Source organism: Salibacterium qingdaonense, from assembly GCF_900114715.1.
Classification (GTDB): Bacteria; Bacillota; Bacilli; order Bacillales; family Marinococcaceae; genus Salibacterium; species Salibacterium qingdaonense.
Window position 1 is genome coordinate 79,923 of sequence record NZ_FOTY01000005.1, and the last position, 17,099, is coordinate 97,021.

The following is a 17,099-nucleotide window of genomic DNA, read 5'->3' on the forward strand; positions in this document are numbered from 1 at the left end:
TTTTTCGTTTAAGTATAGCTTTATCTTAAATTTTTCTCCTGCCCATGTCAACGACCGTTGAGCAAGCAGACAAGACAGATATATCTCTCCCCGGCTCATCATGAGTCAGGAAAACTTCGAATGAAATGCAAGTATACAGGCTCCAACAGCCGTGGGGTTCACTTTATCATCTGCTGCCTGAAAGACAGGATGCTGCTGATCTATCCGCGAAATAAAACGCTTTGCCGTTTGAATCACTTTTTCATAGTAAGCGGAGGATACTTTTATCAACTCACTGTTCAGCACCACGATTTCCGGGTGAAGCACGTTGATCATGTTTGCCAGACCGACACCGTAGTAATAGGCGGACGAGAGCACTATACTTTCGACCATGGGATTTCTGTTTCCCAGTTCCTGCAGTACGTACTGCATCACGTCGTTTTTATCAACTTTCGTTTCCGGAATATTCCTGAGCCGTTGTACTTCACCGGCAAGATGATGATAGGAAATGAAGGATGACAAGGTTCTGCCTGACGAAGCATCAATAATCATGTTACCAAACGAACTGGCATCTCCCTGCCGGCTCTGCATGATGGTTCCGTTTGTCAGCACGCCGCAGCGGAGCCCCCATCCACTGATGCAGTAGAGGATGGATTCGTTTCCCCGTCCGCGTTGCAGGGATTCATACAGAGCGGCTGTATTCGCCCCATTTTCAAGGTATACATTGAGGCCGAACGCCTTCTCCATTTCATCCACAATTTCTACTTCTTCCCATCCCGGCGCTGTGAAACCTTCCGGATACATCGTACCCTTTGTTCGGTCGAGTGGTCCTACGGTGCCGATCCCTATGCCCAGTACGTCTTTTTTATCTATCTGAGACTGCTCCAGAAGCGACGTTATCGTTTGTTTGAGCAGAGATATCGTAAGTACAGGCGTGTGGTCTTCCGTCATCGCAAACGTTTCTTCGGCGACAGGCTGAAATGACATATCGACAATCGTAACGGTTGTTTCCGCCCGGGAGAGAGCGATACCGATGATAAAGGCTGCTTTTGGTTCAATGTCATACAATGCAGGCGGCCGCCCTCCGGTAGATTCATCATAGGATGCAATCCGGATTAAGCCATATTGTTTCAATTCCTCCAGATGCCGGACTACGGTCGTCTGCGTCATGTTCGTCCGCTCCAGGAGTTTTGCTTTCGTGACCGGATTCTCTTGATGGATCACGCGGTATACTTCTTTCATTCCATGAAATTTAGGGGAATGGCGCCGCAACAGCTCCTCTATCACAGTATGTTCACCTCCATCTACGTTTAGATCATATAGTCGTTCGGTTCCCGCTTTTCTTTCAGAAACTCATCAAGCGGAAGGTCACTCATCACATCCGGAAAACGTTCCTCCCAGCCGGCACGCTGCAATAAGTCACGAACCGGTCCTTTAAGGTGAACAAACCAGATATTGATATCGCCGCGGATCGTGTAGGTCCGGATCAACCGCTCCAGCTCGTCAATGCCGGCCGTGTCGATGTCGTTCACACCACCCATGTCAATAATGACGTCATACAACACTTCCGGTTTTTTCTCTGCTTCCTTCACCACTTTTTCCACTATCTTTTCGATATAAGTCACATTGGAAAAATGGATTCTGGCGTCGATGCGCAGCAGCACTTTACCAGGCATACGCTCAGCGTCGGTGAATCGCTCCACATCACGGTAGTTCTTTGTTTTGTCATCCCAGCCTACTTCGACGATATGAGGGTGGGAAATGCGGTGGATTAGTATGATTAACGATACACCTACGCCGATCAAAAGCCCCCACTGTATGCCTGTAAGTAAAGTGGCTGCAAACGTAACGACCCAGACCCATCCATCCGCAGGCTTGATACGAAAAGCATAGCGCAGGGACGGGACATTAATCAATCCCGCCACCGCGGACAGGATAATAGCTGCCAGTACGGCCTGAGGCAGATAATAAAACAAGGGCGTCAGGAAAAATAACGTCAAAATAATACCCATAGCGGTGATGACCATTGCGACCTGGGAAACTGCTCCTGCGCGGTAGTTCACCGCACTTCTGGAGAAGCTCCCGGTGACGGCATAGGACGAAAACAGCGATCCAGCGATATTAGCTGTACCGATGGCCCGCAATTCTTTGTTTACGTCCAGAGGAGGGCTGTCTTTGCCGGCAAGCGTCTTTGTGATCGACAACGATTCCATCATTGCGATAAAGGCTATCGTTAATGCTGTCGGAAGAAGCATCACCATCGCAGATGTATCAAGAGAAGGAACAGAAAACCCCGGAAATCCGCCCGGAACATCCCCGATGATTTTTATTCCGGCTTGATCCAGACGGAAGAAGGACACCACAGCAATACTCACAATAACCACGAGTAAAGGAAGCGGTAACCTAGTGCGTTTTCTCAATCCCATTAAAACAACAAGACTGACCACACCAATAACAGTTGTCGGAAGATGAACAGCTTGAATATGTTGAAAAAAAGATACAGCTAGAGGCAGGAGTTGATTTTGGCCGCCCATTTCAATCCCGAAAAAATTCCCAAGCTGGCTGAAACCTATAATAATCGCAACGGCCGACGTAAAACCATTTATGACATTTTGGGAAATAAATTTCACCAAAGCTCCAGCATTCACCAACCCGAGGAACAGCTGCAGAATCCCGGTCATCAAAGTTAACAACAGCACTAAGGTGATGTACTCAGAACTTTGTGGTTCCGCAAACGCGGAAACCCCGGAGAATATAAGAATAGAGGACAATGCGACCGGACCGACAGCCAGATGCCGGGATGAGCCGAAGAGTGCGTATAAAATGAGTGGTATCGTGGAAGCATATAACCCCATGACCGGCGGCAGTCCGGCCAGCAGCGCGTAAGCCATACCCTGGGGTACCAGCATGATAAACACGGTAAGGCCGGCCACGATATCCTGTTTGAATGACTGCCCGTTATAATCCGGTGGAAGATTGAGGATGCCACCTGGAAGTTTAGACATGGCGCCTGCCCCCTTTTTGAAATACAGCGTTTGTTTTGTCCATTTTGGACAAAAGTAATGTACTTTCACTATACCTTGTTTTCCTCCATCATTCAAGAGCTGTGTCTCAGGCCTGTATCCCTTGACGGGAAATGGGACTACTGAATCGATATTCTGCAAAAATCCATCCTTTTTCCACCGTATCCGCTTACATATGTTTACAATCAACTTTATGTGGTAATGAGAAAGAATGCGTCTTTTTCATTAAGCAGCTTGCTCGCAAAAAAGGTCTTATGCCATACATGATCTTGACGCAAAGGAGGATATATATGATTGATTTAAAACAGAATGGAAAGCTAGGCTTCGGTACAGCGCCACTTGGTAATATGTATCGTGACATCCCGGATGACGAAGCCAAAGCCGTGATAGAAGCAGCCTGGGACAACGGCATCCGTTATTTTGACACCGCGCCGTTTTACGGAGCAGGACTGGCAGAACTGAGGCTTGGCGAAGTGCTCTCCAAGCACAACCGCGACGATTATGTGCTGAGCACCAAAGTCGGACGTTATATGCTGGAAGAGACAGAAGAAAAAGGAGAAGGCTTATTCCAGGACGGACGAAAGAATAAAGTCGTCGATGACTACAGTGCAGAAGGCACGCGCCGCTCAATCGAGCAGAGCTTGGAACGCCTGCAGACTGACCGGATTGACTTTATCTACGTTCATGACATTTCTCCGGATTTTCATGGAGACGAATGGGTCAGCCGGTTTGATGAAGCAAGAAACGGGGCCTTCGTTGAACTGGAACGACTCCGCAGGGAAGGGATTATCAAGTCCTGGGGCATTGGTGTGAACCGGACCGAGCCAATTGAACTGGCGATGCAGCTTGAACATGCCAACCCTGATATCAGCCTTCAGGCCACCCGTTACACATTGCTTGACCACGAACATGCCCTGCAGCGTTTAATGCCGGCTGCCCAGGAGCAAGGCGTGGGCATTGTTGTCGGTGCGCCGTACAGCTCCGGCATTATCGCAGGTGGCTCTCATTATGAATACGGTGAAGCTTCGTCTGAAGTAACCTCTATGGTCAACAGCATGAATGACATCGCAGACCATCATGGCGTTGATCTCATCGCAGCCGCTCTGCAGTTCTCCGCCGCTCATCCGGCTGTTGCCGCCGTCATACCAGGTACAACCCGCCCTGAACGTATTCAGGAAAATATCGACGCACTCCATGCCGATATTCCGGAAGCCTTCTGGCACGAGATGGTGGAAGAAGGCATCATCTCACCGCAGGCTCCGCTTCCTGTCAACAGCTGAACAAAATGATCGCAGGGTACTCCGTAATTGTTCGGAGTACCCTGCTTTTTTCAATTTGGTTCTGCGCAGTGCCGTGGACACTACATTGTACAAAGACTGCCCGCAGTGTCCGATAGAACGGTTCCAAGAGCCACTATCCCTTCGTTTTTCTGCTGCAGTGTCCGTTAGATCTCATTTACCGGACACTAACTTTCCTTTTCCAACTGATAGTGTCCAATAACGGGTTCGATTATAAAAGACGCCGCCTCACGAAAAAATCTCCCCGCTGTTTTCTTACAGCAGCAGGGAGATTTTTTATACTTATACTACGCTTTGAATGTCGTCATCCAGGTCTTCGGGTTTCGTCTGCGGGGAGAACCGGTTCACAACATTTCCTTCTCTGTCGACAAGGAATTTCGTGAAATTCCATTTGACCTGGCTGCCGAACATGCCTTTCTGCTGATCTGTGAGAAATTGAAAGAGCGGGTGAGCTCCGTTTCCATTCACCTGAACAATCTCATGAATCGGAAACGTGACGCCGTAATTCAGGCGGCATGATTCTTCGGCTTCCGCTGCGTCATCCAGTTCCTGTTTAAACTGATTCGACGGAAAGCCAAGCACGATCAGGCCGTCATCTTTATACTTTTGATACAGGGATTCAAGCCCGTCAAACTGACCTTTAAGCCCGCAGTTGGTGGCAGTGTTGACGATCAGCATAGGCGTGCCTTCATACTCGTTCAGTGTATACTCTGTCCCATCAGCTTTGGTAACGGTAATATCATAGATACTCATCATTATCCCTCCTACGTTTATTATACTTTCTTCTCTCATTCATTTATTGATTTCTGCTTATACAAAGAGGCCGGATACAAGGAAATAATGATAGAGTTGAGAAGGGTTAATTACCATAAACCTCTTCTTCTGTCAGATAGCCGCTTTCTATCAACGTTTCGTCGATATTCTCTTCCGTAACTGTCACAGGCTCAAGAAGCGTGGAAGGAATACCGCCCTGCCCATTTTCCACTGTTGTTTCGGCCGGAATATCTTCGCCGGCGGCCATGTTCAACGCAATCCCCGCAGCTCTTCCTGCAAGGTCTTCCATTGATTTATACACAGTCATCGTCTGGGTTCCCTCTACAATCCGCCGGATAGCTTCCAGCTCGGCATCCTGTCCGGAAACGGGAATGTCTCCTGCCTGATTCCCGAGCGCTTCAATGACACCGCCTGCCGTACCATCGTTTGCCGCTATCACTGCGTCGAGTGATACATCATTAGAGTTCAGAAAAGAAGATAAATCTTCGCGTGCAGTTTCCGGGTCCCAGCCCTCGGTGTATGAATCATATACAAGATTAATATCGCCGGACTCCATGCGGGAGTTCAGCACATTCATAGCACCTTCCCGGAACAAAACGGCGTTGTTATCAGACTCTGCTCCGCCGACATAAGCGACATTCCCTTCCCCGGTCTGGTTCAGAATTGCTTCTGCCTGCAGTTCGCCGACTTTTTCGTTATCAAACGATACATAATGATCAACATCTGCCCCGCGGATCAGCCGGTCATAGGAAATAACCTTTACACCTGCATCATGAGCCATGCTTACAATCTCAGAGGCTCCTTCCGCTTCTGTCGGGACGACAACCAGCACATCGACTCCCTCGTTGATAAGAAGCCGGGCCTGCTGAATCTGAATATCCTGGTTCCCATTGGCAGCCAGTGTTTTTACCTGTCCCCCCTGTTCCTGTACCGCAGCTTCAAAAGCATCCTTATCCCGGTACCAACGGTCTTCACGCAATGTATCAAGCGCAAAACCAACATACGGGTCCTCCTGGTTGGAACGGAGTTTTTGGTCTGCTGCTTCGGCTGTTCCTCCCTCGGAAGAATCGGCGGAATTTGTAGACGAATCCCCGCCACTGCAGGCCGCCGTTATGACAAACAGCATAAAGATGGATATCCAAAAGACTGTTTTGACAAGTATCTTCATTACTGATCCTCCTCTCTGTACACCGCATCAGGCATGTCTGTCTTTTCATGCCTAAAATCACTTTGAATATCAAAATGCTGAATCAATCCGTTCATCCGCTCCACCATCTGCTTGAGCTCATCAGCGCCGCTTGATACCCGGTGGATGGATTCCTGCTGATCGTTCACCGAGGCGGAAATCTCTTCGGTACCTGCTGCTGATTCCTCCGAAATGGAAGCAATATGTTCCACAGAACGACTGATATCCTGACTGGCTGAATGGAAGGAAGCAAGTGAGTTTGAGATTTCGGAAACCCGTTCTACCATATTTGAAACTTTTTCTTTAATCTCCGAGAAGTAGGCGCCGGATGTTTCAATTTGAGATTTTCCTTTATTCACCTCTTCATATCCTTCTGTCATATCGGTAACCATTTTTCCGGTCTCGTCTTTGATGGAATTGACGATTTTTGTAATGCTGTCTGCAGATGATGTAACCTGTTCGGCCAGTTTCCGGACTTCATCGGCCACCACTGCAAATCCTTTACCGGCTTCCCCGGCGCGGGCCGCTTCGATGGAGGCGTTAAGCGCAAGCAGATTCGTCTGCTCGGCTATATCTTGAATCACATGGACAAATTCAGAGATCGAATTCGTCTGTTTTTCCAGATCTTTCATTTTCGTCATGGACGTTTCGACCATATCATTGATTCTGGTCATCTGTTCCAATGATTCCTGCATCTGTGCATCCCCGTCGATGGAAACGCGGTGCACATCTTGAGAATACGACGTCAGCTGTTCCCCGTTTTCACTGGCATCCGTGATCTGCTGATTCAGATCCTGCATCTGCTCCGATATGCTGGTGGCTTCATTGGCCTGGCTGCTGGCACCGGCTGCCAGCTCCTCAATCGTCACAGCCACCTGTTCGCTCGTTTCTTTCACGTCACCAGATGTCCTGCTGAACGTCTGCACCTTTTCATCCACGTTGCCGGCCAGAGTGGATACTTCCACAATCATGCCTTTTAAGCTCGTCTTCATATCATTGATGGAGCTGGACAGACGTCCGATTTCGTCTTTCCTGTCGTCTTCCAGATCGTCTGCCTCAAGGTTACCGTGCGCAATCTCATTGCTCGTTTCCACCACCTTGGTCAGACTCTTTCTTATAGAACGGCTGATGAAGAAAAGCAGGGCCGTCGAGATGATTATCGATACGATTACCGAAATCACAAGAATCAACAAGCTGGTATGGATGCTGTTTTCTGCTTCCACAATGGAATCATTATTGGAAGCCGCAGCTTCTTCCTGCAGCGATTCCCCAAGCACCATGGTTTCTTCTTTCAACTCCTGCGCACTGTTCTGCAATTCGGTAAATGTCTCCGTATTAATCTGCTGAACATTGGGGACAATTTCGCTGAAATAATACTCATCCAGTGCATGATTATTTTCGATAATCTGGTTGATAACAGAGATCTGCTCCTCTGTTTCCAGACTCCCCCGCAGCCGTTTTGCTGTCGCTGTAAATTCCTCGCTCAGCGAAAGATAATTTTCGAGTCCGGCCTCATCCTCCATAATCATGTATTCTGGAATATTCAAGTATTTCTGCTGATACAATGACATCAACGACGATGCATCCTGAACGACGCTGTTTTTCACACGAGTCTCCTGCACGGAGTCATTGGTCTGGGAAAGCAGCTTATATGTCACAAGGAGGGAGAGAACAAACGTCAAAATAACGACGACAAACACAAAGGCGTATTTTCCGCCAATTGATCGATTCTGCCATATGTTTTTAATCATGATATCTCCCTCCGATCATTTCTTTGTTGTCCCGGGCTGCTTTTTTCAAAAACAATACCACCTTCCATTATTCACTCTTAGGACGTATGTCTGTCATCCATATTCCTTATATCGACCAACACCCCATTAGGTTAATAAATGCAAACAACAAAGGATTAAATTTCCATGTGCAAACCTAAAAAAAGAACCTTCCATCCACCGGGATAGAAAGTTCTTTACTGCAGTCATGTTTAATGCATAACTGGTTCTTTTTTCTTCAGCTCCAGCATCTCGTCAGCTTCTTTTTGAATCTCGTCAATCAGTTCAGGGTGGTCGGACAGCGACAGGCCGTAGGACGGCACCATTTCCTTGATTTTCGGAGTCCATTCCTCTATATGCCGCGGGAAGCAGCTCTCGAGCACTTCGAGCATGACCTGAACGGCGGTGGAAGCGCCCGGCGAAGCACCGAGAAGGGCTGCGATGGAGCCATCTGCTGCGGTGACAACTTCTGTCCCAAACTGAAGGGTGCCCTTCCCGCCTTCTTCTGTGTCCTTGATAACCTGCACGCGCTGTCCGGACACAACCAGCTCCCAGTCCTCACTCTTGGCATCGGGAATAAATTCACGGAGCGCTTCCATGCGCTGCTCTTTCGACTGCATGACCTGACCGATCAAGTATTTCGTCAGCCCCATTTCTTTCGCACCGGCCGACAGCATCGTCAGCACATTGCCCATCCGGATCGATGTAAATAAATCGAGAAGCGACCCGGTTTTCAGGAACTTCGGCGAGAACCCGGCGAAAGGACCGAATAACAATGTTCTTTGATTGTCGATATACCGTGTATCCAGATGCGGCACGGACATTGGCGGTGCTCCTACCGGGGCTTTTCCGTATACTTTAGCATAATGCTGTTCCACGACATCTGGATTTTTACAGACCATGAACTGACCGCTGACTGGAAAACCTCCGATGCCTCTGCCTTCCGGAATGCCCGCTTTCTGCAGCAGATGAAGACTCCCGCCGCCGGCCCCGATAAAGACAAAACGTGCTTTGTGACTTTCGGCGTCCCCACTATTATGATTGCGTACTTTCAGACTCCACGTTCCATCGGAGTTCTGTCTCATACTCTCTACCTCGTGGTTATACCGCACATTAACATTGTCACTCTGCAGCCGATCAAACAGCTTACGTGTCAGAGCACCGAAGTTGACATCTGTTCCCGTCTCCATTTTCGTTGCCGCCACAGGTTCTTCAGGGCTGCGGTTCTTCATCATCAGCGGGATCCATTCTTTCAGTTTCTCCGGATCATCGGAGTATTCCATCCCTTGAAAAAGCGGATGCTCACTCATGGTCTCATACCGCTTCTTCAAAAACGTCACATCGTCCGGGCGGTGCACAAAGCTGATATGCGGCAGCGGCATAATAAACTCCTGCGGATTGGTGATCTTGCGGCTGTTCACAAGATAGGTCCAGAACTGCTTGGACACTTGAAACTGCTCATTAACATTCACCGCTTTGCTGATGTCTATCGAGCCATCCGATTGTTCTTTTGTGTAGTTCAACTCACACAGCGCCGCATGACCGGTTCCTGCGTTGTTCCATTCGTTCGAGCTTTCTTCGCCTGAATGTTTAAGTTTCTCAAATACCGTAATGTTCCATTCCGGTGCCAGTTCTTTTAAAAGACTGCCGATCGTTGCACTCATAATACCGGCACCGATCAGAATCACGTCTGTTGATTCGTTCGTACTCATGTATACCATCCTTACAAGCTGAAAATTCACAGAAAAGAGCAGCTGCATTCATGCTGTGCTATTCTGCTTACCTTTATGTTCTTTTATTCTGCAACACTACCGCACCGACTAGTTGGTTTCTCTTCTTTTCTTATTATAGACTATTTCGTCTCTATAAAAAAGAAATGTCCCTTTTGTGAAAAGTAAAACATTCACAGATTATCTACAGTCAGCCGCGCAGGCATAGATTAGAATGTAAATGCTTATCCCCCATAAAGACGGACAGCTGTGACATTGCGCAGAAAGAGGAGATATCCTGGATCATTCAACCAAAAAAGAGCAGCAGAAAAACTATACTATTTTCTGGCGCTGGCATTTTTATGCCGGCATTATTCTCACCCCCATTTTATTGATGCTGGCCGTGACAGGGGCTTCGTATTTATTCCGAGGGAATATTGAACACTGGCTGTACCAGGACTATACCGAGGTTTCGGCGGAGGGGGAGCGGCATGAGGCTTCTGTGGTTACACAGGCGGTTCTGGATGAAAGACCGGAGGCTCACATCACCCGCTACCAGCCCCCAGGCGGAGAAGGACAAGCCGCCGAAGTTGGTATTACAACGGCTTCTGAGGAAGGGATGACGGTATTTGTGAACCCTTATACCCTGGATATAACCGGAACACTTCTTAACAAAAACCGGGTAATGGACCGGGTGCAGGAATTCCACGGTGAATTAATGATTGGAACGACCGGAGACCGGATTGTCGAAACCGCCGCCTGCTGGACGATATTTATGCTCATCAGCGGACTGTATCTGTGGTGGCCGTCCCGCAGTCAGATGGCAAACCGGAAGAGCTTTCTGCCCGGCCCTTCGGATAATAAACGACAGAAGCGAAAGAGAATCCACTCTGTCCCCGCCTTTTGGATTTCGGGCGGTCTGCTTTTCTTTTTACTGACTGGAATGTTGTGGACAGGATTCTGGGGAGACGGAGTGCAGCGTATCGCAACAAGCACGGGGATTGGGTATCCTCCTTCCATCTGGGTCGGGGAGGCGCCGGTATCCGATGCTGTCACCACTGATACGGGGGACGTCTCCTGGGCCGCGGAACAGATGCCGGTACCGGAGTCGTATGCCGGGAATGCGTATGAAAGGATTTCGATTGACCATGTTGTAAATACCGCGGAGCGGACCGGCGTGGTATCCGGATTTAACGTCTATTACCCTTCGTCGGAGACAGGGGTCTTCACGGTTTCAGCCTTCCCCGACCAGGCCCAGAACGAAGTGACGATGCACATCAATCAGTATAACGGCAGTATCCTGGCGGATTACCGGTGGGAGCAGTATCCACTGCCCGCCAAAGTGATGGCAATGGGAATCACGATCCATAAAGGCCTTCAATTCGGAATCTGGAACCAGTTGTTCGGACTGCTCATCTGCGTCGGCTTAATCGGTATTATCCTGAGCGGAATCCGTCTCTGGTGGACGCGGCGTCCAGCCGGTAAACTCGGCGCCCCTAAAAGCATGAGTGCCTGGAAGTTCCGGGGATTTGTCTTTTTGGTGATTGGATTTGGTATCGTCTTTCCACTGTTCGGATTGTCAGTGCTCATTCTATATGCCCTGGATTATCTCATCATCCGCCGAATAAGCCGTCTTCGAACATTCTTTCACATGACCTGAATAAAAGGGGGTAAAATAATGAAGAAAATGTGGATGCCTGCTCTGCTCCTGCTGCTTGGGGCCTGTTCGTCTCTTGATGTGAACAATCACGCCGATTACAACAATCAGACACCGGTAAGTGCCTTCATTCATACGGACAAGCCGATTGTCGCCGTTGGACCGGAACCCGTTCAGGTTCACGTGCTCCGGAACGGTGAGCCGTATAAAATACAGGAGGATATAAAGCTTACGTTGTCCTCATCTGAAAAAGGGATGATTGAAACAACATCCGTGGAACCGCAGGAGGACAGTACACCGGAAACATTAATCGAATTTCCGGAGGACGGTCTGTACCGCCTTCATGCCGATATTCCTGTAAAAGAACACAATCTCCAGGTTACAAAGCGCATCGGTGTGGGAAATTTAACTCCAAGCGAACAACAGATGCTCAACGCGAATCAACATTCCACCCCTGCCGGCGGTCATCATTAAAATGATCCATTCATTGGTTTGTCTTCTTTTTTTGTAATGTTCAACCTTTTTATGAACTCAGATATTGGACGTTATAATTCATATGTGTATACTAGGGTATATGTTTAAACATAGAAAAGGGGGAGGAACCAATGAAAAGTCCACACACACCAAGATCCATTAAAATGCTGAACGCTGTTGAAAAAGCAGGGAACAAGCTGCCGCATCCGGTCACCATATTCATCTTGTTTACGTTTGCTGTCATTATTTTATCTCATATTCTTTACATGATGGGGGTTTCTGTATCATTTCAGGGCGTCAATGACGAAACACTGGAAACGGAAATGCTGAACGTTGAGGCGGTCAGCCTGCTTACATCCGACGGCATTGCCCATATGTTCTCCAGTGTCGTCTCGAATTTTACATCCTTCGTCGCACTAGGACCGGTCCTTGTCGCCATGCTTGGTGTCGGTGTCGCTGAAAAAAGCGGCTATATCAGCGCCATTATGACCAATACTGTGACAAAGGCACCGAAGAAATTCGTTACGCCTCTTGTTGTTTTAATGGGTGTTCTTTCCAATGTAGCCGCTTCGGTCGGCTACGTGGTGCTTGTGCCACTTGGAGCCATCATCTTTCTCGGATTCCGTCGCCACCCGCTTGCCGGGCTTTCCGCCGCTTTCGCCGGTGTATCCGGCGGCTATTCCGCCAACCTGGTGATTGGCACAAACGATCCGCTTTTAGCCGGTATTTCGACAGAGGCCGCCCGGATCATCAACGCCGGTTATGTCGTCAATCCGACCGACAACTGGTTTTTCATGTTCGCTTCGACCTTCCTGATTGTCATTCTCGGTACGCTCATCACGGACAAGCTGGTTGAACCGAAATTAGGCAAGTACGAGCCGGAGCAGGATGCAGAAGAAAACATTCAAATCACCCCGGTAGAGAAAAAAGGTCTCTTCTGGGCGAATTTGTCTATACTTGCTGTTATCGTCGTCATTGCCCTGCTCGTCATTCCGGAAAATGCTCCGCTTCGTGGAGAAGGCGGCAGTATCATAACATCCCCTTTCATGAGCAGTATCATCTTTCTTATGATGCTTATCTTTTTGGTGCCGGGGACGGTATATGGTATCGTCACGAAATCGGTGAAAAATGATAAAGATGTTGCCGAGCTCATGACATCGTCTCTTGAAACAATGGCTGGTTTTATCGTTTTGATTTTCTTTGCCGCCCAGTTCGTTGCCTTGTTTAATTACACGAACCTCGGAACGATTCTGGCCGTTAAAGGCGCCGGAATCCTGGAAGCTTTCCAGCTGGACGGCTTGTTTTTACTGGTGCCGTTAATTCTGATTACAACACTGATCAATCTGTTTATCGCTGCTGATTCCGCAAAATGGGCAATCATGGCGCCTGTTTTTGTACCGATGTTCATGAATCTGGGCATTCCGCCGGAAGTGACACAAGTCGCTTACCGTATTGGTGATGCCTCGACCAATATCATTTCACCACTGATGCCGTTCTTCCCGCTCGTTGTCGCATTTGCGCAGCGATACGGAAAACAAAACGGGGTAGGTACCGTCATATCACTGATGCTGCCGCATTCCATCGGCATTCTGGTCGTCTGGACGATTTTCTTCATCGTTTGGTATCTTCTCGGCGTTCCAGTGGGCCCCGGCGCAGACTTAACCTATTAAGAAAGGCTGATGAATGATGAAAGTAACAACCACCTGGACCGGCGGCAGGGCTTTCGAATCCGCCGGTGATTCCGGTTATCCCGTGTACATGGATGCTACAGAAAATTACGGTGGACTCGGCGAAGGTGCGACACCGACAGAAATGCTGCTGAGTTCTCTGGCAGGATGTATCGGCATAGATATTACGATGATTCTAAGACCGCATCTTGAACATGTTGACCGCATCGAAATGGAAACAGACGGCGTGCGGAAAGAAGAGGCCCCTAAAGGTTTCACAGACATTACCATCACTGTCCATGTCGACGGGGATATCGACAAGAAAAAAGTTTGGCGCGCGATCCATCTCGGGGAGGAAAAATACTGCTCCGTCTCTGACTCCCTGCAGGCTTCCGTTTCTTTCAAACTGATTTTGAACGGAACCGAAGCACCGGCAGATGAATAAATAGAAAAGGACTGGATGAAAGACTTCTCCTCTTTCATCCAGTCCTTTTTTTGTTCATTATACGTACACATGCTGGGCACCGTGGAGTTTGGCGTAGTGACCGCCGCGTTCAAGCAGTGCATCATGGGTCCCCTGCTCTTCAATTCCATCCTGTGTCACGACAATGATGTTGTCCGCATGGCGGATGGTAGCGAGCCGGTGGGCGATAATCAGGGTCGTCCGGCCTTGAGCCAGCTCATTCAGGGACCGTTGAATGGATTGTTCGGTTTCTGTATCCAGAGCGGACGTCGCCTCGTCCAGAATAAGGATAGGCGGATTCTTCAGAAACATGCGCGCAATCGACAGGCGCTGCTTCTGCCCGCCGGATAATTTCACTCCGCGTTCACCGACAACCGTGTCCAGTCCGTCCGGCAGCTCCTCAACAAACGATTCAAGTTCCGCGCGCCGGGCCGCCTCCCTTACTTCCTCATCAGGAGCATCCAGTTTGCCGTAACGGATATTGTCACGCAGGGTTCCGGAAAACATGAACACGTCCTGCTGCACAATGCCGATTTGCTGCCGGAGAGAGGCAAGCTGTACATCCCGGATGTCTTTCCCGTCTATCGTAATCGCTCCGTCCTGAATATCATAAAAGCGCGGAAGCAGACTGAGAAGCGTCGTCTTACCGGCACCGGACGGACCGACAAACGCTGCCGTTTCCCCTGCCTCAATTGATAAATCAATCCCGTCGACAATCGGGCGGTTATTGTCATAACCAAAACGCACCCCCCTGTAGGTAATGTTTCCTTCTACTTCAGGCAATGGTTTGGCACCGGGAGCGTCCACTATATCAGGTTCTGTATCCAGGAGGGCAATGTAGCGTTTAAACCCGGCGTACCCTTTCGGATAACTCTCAATGATGGCATTGATTTTTTCAATCGGCTGAAAAAAGATATTGGTGAGCAGAATGAACGCCATAAAATCGCCGATGGACATCTCATTCTGTACGATAAAATAAGCGCCGCACAGGAGAACAAACAATGTCATGATGCGCATCATCATATAACTGAGCGAATTGTTCAGCCCCATGATGCGGTACGACCAGAGTTTCGCCTGCTTGAAATTCTGATTATCATGATGGAATAATTTCTGCTCGTGACGCTCATTTGCAAACGCCTGCACGAGACGAATACCGCCCACTGTATCTTCCACCCGGGTATTAAAGTCGGCCATCCGCTTCAGCATGTATTTCATGGCCGCCGCCATGTGACGGTGGCAGTAGACAATCACCGCAATGAGCAGTGGTACGATCAAAAAAGTAAGCACCGCCAGTTTGACGTTGATAAATAACATCACTCCAAACGAACCGAATAACGTCATCAGTGCAATAAACACGTCTTCGGGGCCGTGGTGTGCCACTTCCCCTATCTCAAACAGATCATTCGTTAAATGAGAAAGCAGATTGCCGGTTTTATTGTTGTCATAATACGTGTAGGAAAGCCGCTGCATATGATCAAACAGTTCATCACGCATATCGGTTTCTATATTGATACCCAGTTTGTGGCCCCAGTACGTCACAACAAAATGAGCGCCGGTGTTGAATATGTAAAGGAAAAACAATCCAATACATGCCCAAACGATGACAGAAATATCCCCTTGTGGAAGCAGTGTATCCACCGCCCAGTTCACGACAAGCGGAAAAGCAAGATCCAGCAGAGCAACCAAAATGGCGCAGGCAAACGTAATCGTAAACAGTTTCTTGTATGGTCTATAGTAGGCAGCAAAGCGGCGCAGCACGCGGAGTCCCCCTTGATTGTTTCATATTTTAATTGAAAATGATTATCAATACAGGAAATAATAATTTAACATATAGAGGAGAAAAAGGCAATGCTGCCCGTCGAGAATATCATTCAGCCGGAACTCCGGAAATGAAGCCGCCGGAAACATCTTTCACATTATGAACAACAATAAAGGCTTGCGGATCCACTTCTTTGATGACCCTCTTTAACTGCAGCAGTTTGTGTGTGTGTACAACAATATATAACACCCGGCGCTGCTCCCTCATATATTCGCCTTCTCCGTAAAACACTGTAGCGCTGGAAGCCAGGTCGCGGGTGATCCGCATGGATATCTCTTCGGAACACGTCGAGACGATGTTTATCGCTTTCTTCGAATCAAAACCGCCCAGCACAAAGTCCGTAACGACCTTGCCTATATAAAGTGTAATCAACGTATACATCGTGTAAACAGGGCCGATAATGAATATCCCGGCAATCACGACCGCAGCATCGAGAGCGAGGGTTGTACCGGTTAAGTCCCAGCCCATCTGCCGGTTCAGCACACGTGCAATAATCGATGTGCCGCCGACGGAACTTCCTGCCTGATAAATGAAGCCGAACCCGACACCGGTAATAACGCCGGCAAACACCGCCGCCAGCATCGTGTCTTCCATCGGCTGAGCAAAGAATCTTCCTTCGAAAAACCGGATAAACACGGAGAAGAGGATAACATTAAAAACGGTTTTATATACCATATGCCTTGGCAGGTAACGGATACCTATGCTTATAAGCAGCGCAAAAATAATCGGTGTGGAAATACTCGGCGAAATACCAAGTCCATAATAAATAAGGAGGGCGATACCTACAATGCCGCCTTCAGCAATCGAGTTAGGCATTCCCAGCTGTGACACAGCGAGGGCAAACAGCAGCGTTCCTATGATAATGTACATTGTATTTTTCAAAAATAACACTCCTTCCCAAGCATTAAAAAATACACTATAGAACGTAAAAAAGAAACCACCCTTTGGCACTGACGTAAAGGATGATTTCTGACCTGTTTCCATCATAGCACAGCCGCAGTGCAGTGAACATGGACGACACGCAGATTATTTGAATGCGCTTCGAACTTACATTTTCACTCCAACGTATAAGGGGGTGTTATTTGGAACGGAGCTTCCGCAGCTCCGTGGACACTACATCGTCTGAGAGCATACTTAGTGTACACGAAATAGAGACCAGAGGACACTATGACTCCCGGCACCAGCAGCTAGTGTCCATGGATTTCTGGTGGTACCCACTAATTCTTCATTTGAACGGCGTAGTGTCCACTAAACGATGCTCCGTAGATACTAATCCCTGAT

At 48.5% G+C, this 17,099-nt stretch carries 13 protein-coding genes; 5 read left to right on the forward strand and 8 right to left on the reverse strand.

Translation table 11 applies throughout. The features are described from left to right. Positions 1–105: 105 nt before the first annotated feature. Both BM058_RS06265 and BM058_RS06270 read right to left on the reverse strand, forming a co-directional pair. The gene (locus BM058_RS06265; protein ID WP_090926185.1) at positions 106–1,266 is read right to left on the reverse strand and encodes an ROK family transcriptional regulator; all 1,161 of its coding nucleotides are present in this window, start codon (positions 1,264–1,266) and stop codon (positions 106–108) included. Between the two features lie 23 nt (positions 1,267–1,289). After that, on the reverse strand, positions 1,290–2,984 hold the full coding sequence (locus tag BM058_RS06270) for a SulP family inorganic anion transporter (RefSeq protein ID WP_090926186.1): 1,695 nt from the start codon (positions 2,982–2,984) through the stop codon (positions 1,290–1,292). Positions 2,985–3,292: 308 nt separating this feature from the next. On the opposite strand from BM058_RS06270, the gene BM058_RS06275 reads away from it, so the two are divergent. Beyond that, entirely contained in the window at positions 3,293–4,282 is a 990-nt protein-coding gene (locus BM058_RS06275; RefSeq protein ID WP_090926187.1) for an aldo/keto reductase, read from the forward strand. Positions 4,283–4,582: 300 nt separating this feature from the next. Here BM058_RS06275 and BM058_RS06280 read toward each other — a convergent pair whose 3' ends face one another. From BM058_RS06280 to BM058_RS06295, 4 genes are all read right to left on the reverse strand, one after another. Continuing rightward, positions 4,583–5,053 (reverse strand): glutathione peroxidase, encoded by a 471-nt coding sequence (locus tag BM058_RS06280; RefSeq protein ID WP_090926188.1) that lies wholly within the window; start codon positions 5,051–5,053, stop codon positions 4,583–4,585. A gap of 106 nt (positions 5,054–5,159) precedes the next feature. Next, positions 5,160–6,242 (reverse strand): sugar ABC transporter substrate-binding protein, encoded by a 1,083-nt coding sequence (locus tag BM058_RS06285; protein ID WP_090926189.1) that lies wholly within the window; start codon positions 6,240–6,242, stop codon positions 5,160–5,162. Then, positions 6,242–8,011: a methyl-accepting chemotaxis protein gene (locus tag BM058_RS06290; protein WP_090926190.1), complete on the reverse strand. Its 1,770-nt coding sequence runs from the start codon at positions 8,009–8,011 to the stop codon at positions 6,242–6,244. The genes BM058_RS06285 and BM058_RS06290 overlap by 1 nt, the downstream gene beginning before the upstream one ends. Positions 8,012–8,241: 230 nt before the next feature. Further along, positions 8,242–9,750: a malate:quinone oxidoreductase gene (locus BM058_RS06295; RefSeq protein WP_090926263.1), complete on the reverse strand. Its 1,509-nt coding sequence runs from the start codon at positions 9,748–9,750 to the stop codon at positions 8,242–8,244. A 328-nt stretch (positions 9,751–10,078) separates the two neighbouring features. Between BM058_RS06295 and BM058_RS06300 the strand changes: the two genes are divergently transcribed. The 4 genes from BM058_RS06300 (at position 10,079) to BM058_RS06315 (ending at position 13,981) form a co-directional block, all read left to right on the forward strand. Further along, complete coding sequence (locus tag BM058_RS06300) at positions 10,079–11,398, forward strand: PepSY-associated TM helix domain-containing protein (protein WP_281244678.1); 1,320 nt, start codon at positions 10,079–10,081, stop codon at positions 11,396–11,398. Positions 11,399–11,416: 18 nt separating this feature from the next. Next, the gene (locus tag BM058_RS06305; RefSeq protein WP_090926192.1) at positions 11,417–11,869 is read left to right on the forward strand and encodes a hypothetical protein; all 453 of its coding nucleotides are present in this window, start codon (positions 11,417–11,419) and stop codon (positions 11,867–11,869) included. 131 nt (positions 11,870–12,000) lie between these two features. Further along, complete coding sequence (locus BM058_RS06310; protein ID WP_090926193.1) at positions 12,001–13,539, forward strand: AbgT family transporter; 1,539 nt, start codon at positions 12,001–12,003, stop codon at positions 13,537–13,539. A 16-nt stretch (positions 13,540–13,555) separates the two neighbouring features. Then, positions 13,556–13,981: an OsmC family protein gene (locus tag BM058_RS06315; RefSeq protein WP_090926264.1), complete on the forward strand. Its 426-nt coding sequence runs from the start codon at positions 13,556–13,558 to the stop codon at positions 13,979–13,981. Positions 13,982–14,038: 57 nt separating this feature from the next. On the opposite strand, the gene BM058_RS06320 is transcribed toward BM058_RS06315, so the two are convergent. After that, on the reverse strand, positions 14,039–15,757 hold the full coding sequence (locus BM058_RS06320; protein WP_090926194.1) for an ABC transporter ATP-binding protein: 1,719 nt from the start codon (positions 15,755–15,757) through the stop codon (positions 14,039–14,041). A gap of 109 nt (positions 15,758–15,866) precedes the next feature. Next, on the reverse strand, positions 15,867–16,700 hold the full coding sequence (locus BM058_RS06325; protein ID WP_177195453.1) for a YitT family protein: 834 nt from the start codon (positions 16,698–16,700) through the stop codon (positions 15,867–15,869). Between the last annotated feature and the right edge of the window lie 399 nt (positions 16,701–17,099).

What these genes read in the sequence shown, in the direction of transcription:
- BM058_RS06270 (WP_090926186.1), bottom strand. Translation starts at nt 2,984, where the DNA reads ATGTCTAAACTTCCAGGTGGCATCCTCAATCTTCCACCGGATTATAAC.
- BM058_RS06275 (WP_090926187.1), top strand. Translation starts at nt 3,293, where the DNA reads ATGATTGATTTAAAACAGAATGGAAAGCTAGGCTTCGGTACAGCGCCA.
- BM058_RS06280 (WP_090926188.1), bottom strand. Translation starts at nt 5,053, where the DNA reads ATGAGTATCTATGATATTACCGTTACCAAAGCTGATGGGACAGAGTAT.
- BM058_RS06285 (WP_090926189.1), bottom strand. Translation starts at nt 6,242, where the DNA reads ATGAAGATACTTGTCAAAACAGTCTTTTGGATATCCATCTTTATGCTG.
- BM058_RS06290 (WP_090926190.1), bottom strand. Translation starts at nt 8,011, where the DNA reads ATGATTAAAAACATATGGCAGAATCGATCAATTGGCGGAAAATACGCC.
- BM058_RS06295 (WP_090926263.1), bottom strand. Translation starts at nt 9,750, where the DNA reads ATGGTATACATGAGTACGAACGAATCAACAGACGTGATTCTGATCGGT.
- BM058_RS06305 (WP_090926192.1), top strand. Translation starts at nt 11,417, where the DNA reads ATGAAGAAAATGTGGATGCCTGCTCTGCTCCTGCTGCTTGGGGCCTGT.
- BM058_RS06310 (WP_090926193.1), top strand. Translation starts at nt 12,001, where the DNA reads ATGAAAAGTCCACACACACCAAGATCCATTAAAATGCTGAACGCTGTT.
- BM058_RS06315 (WP_090926264.1), top strand. Translation starts at nt 13,556, where the DNA reads ATGAAAGTAACAACCACCTGGACCGGCGGCAGGGCTTTCGAATCCGCC.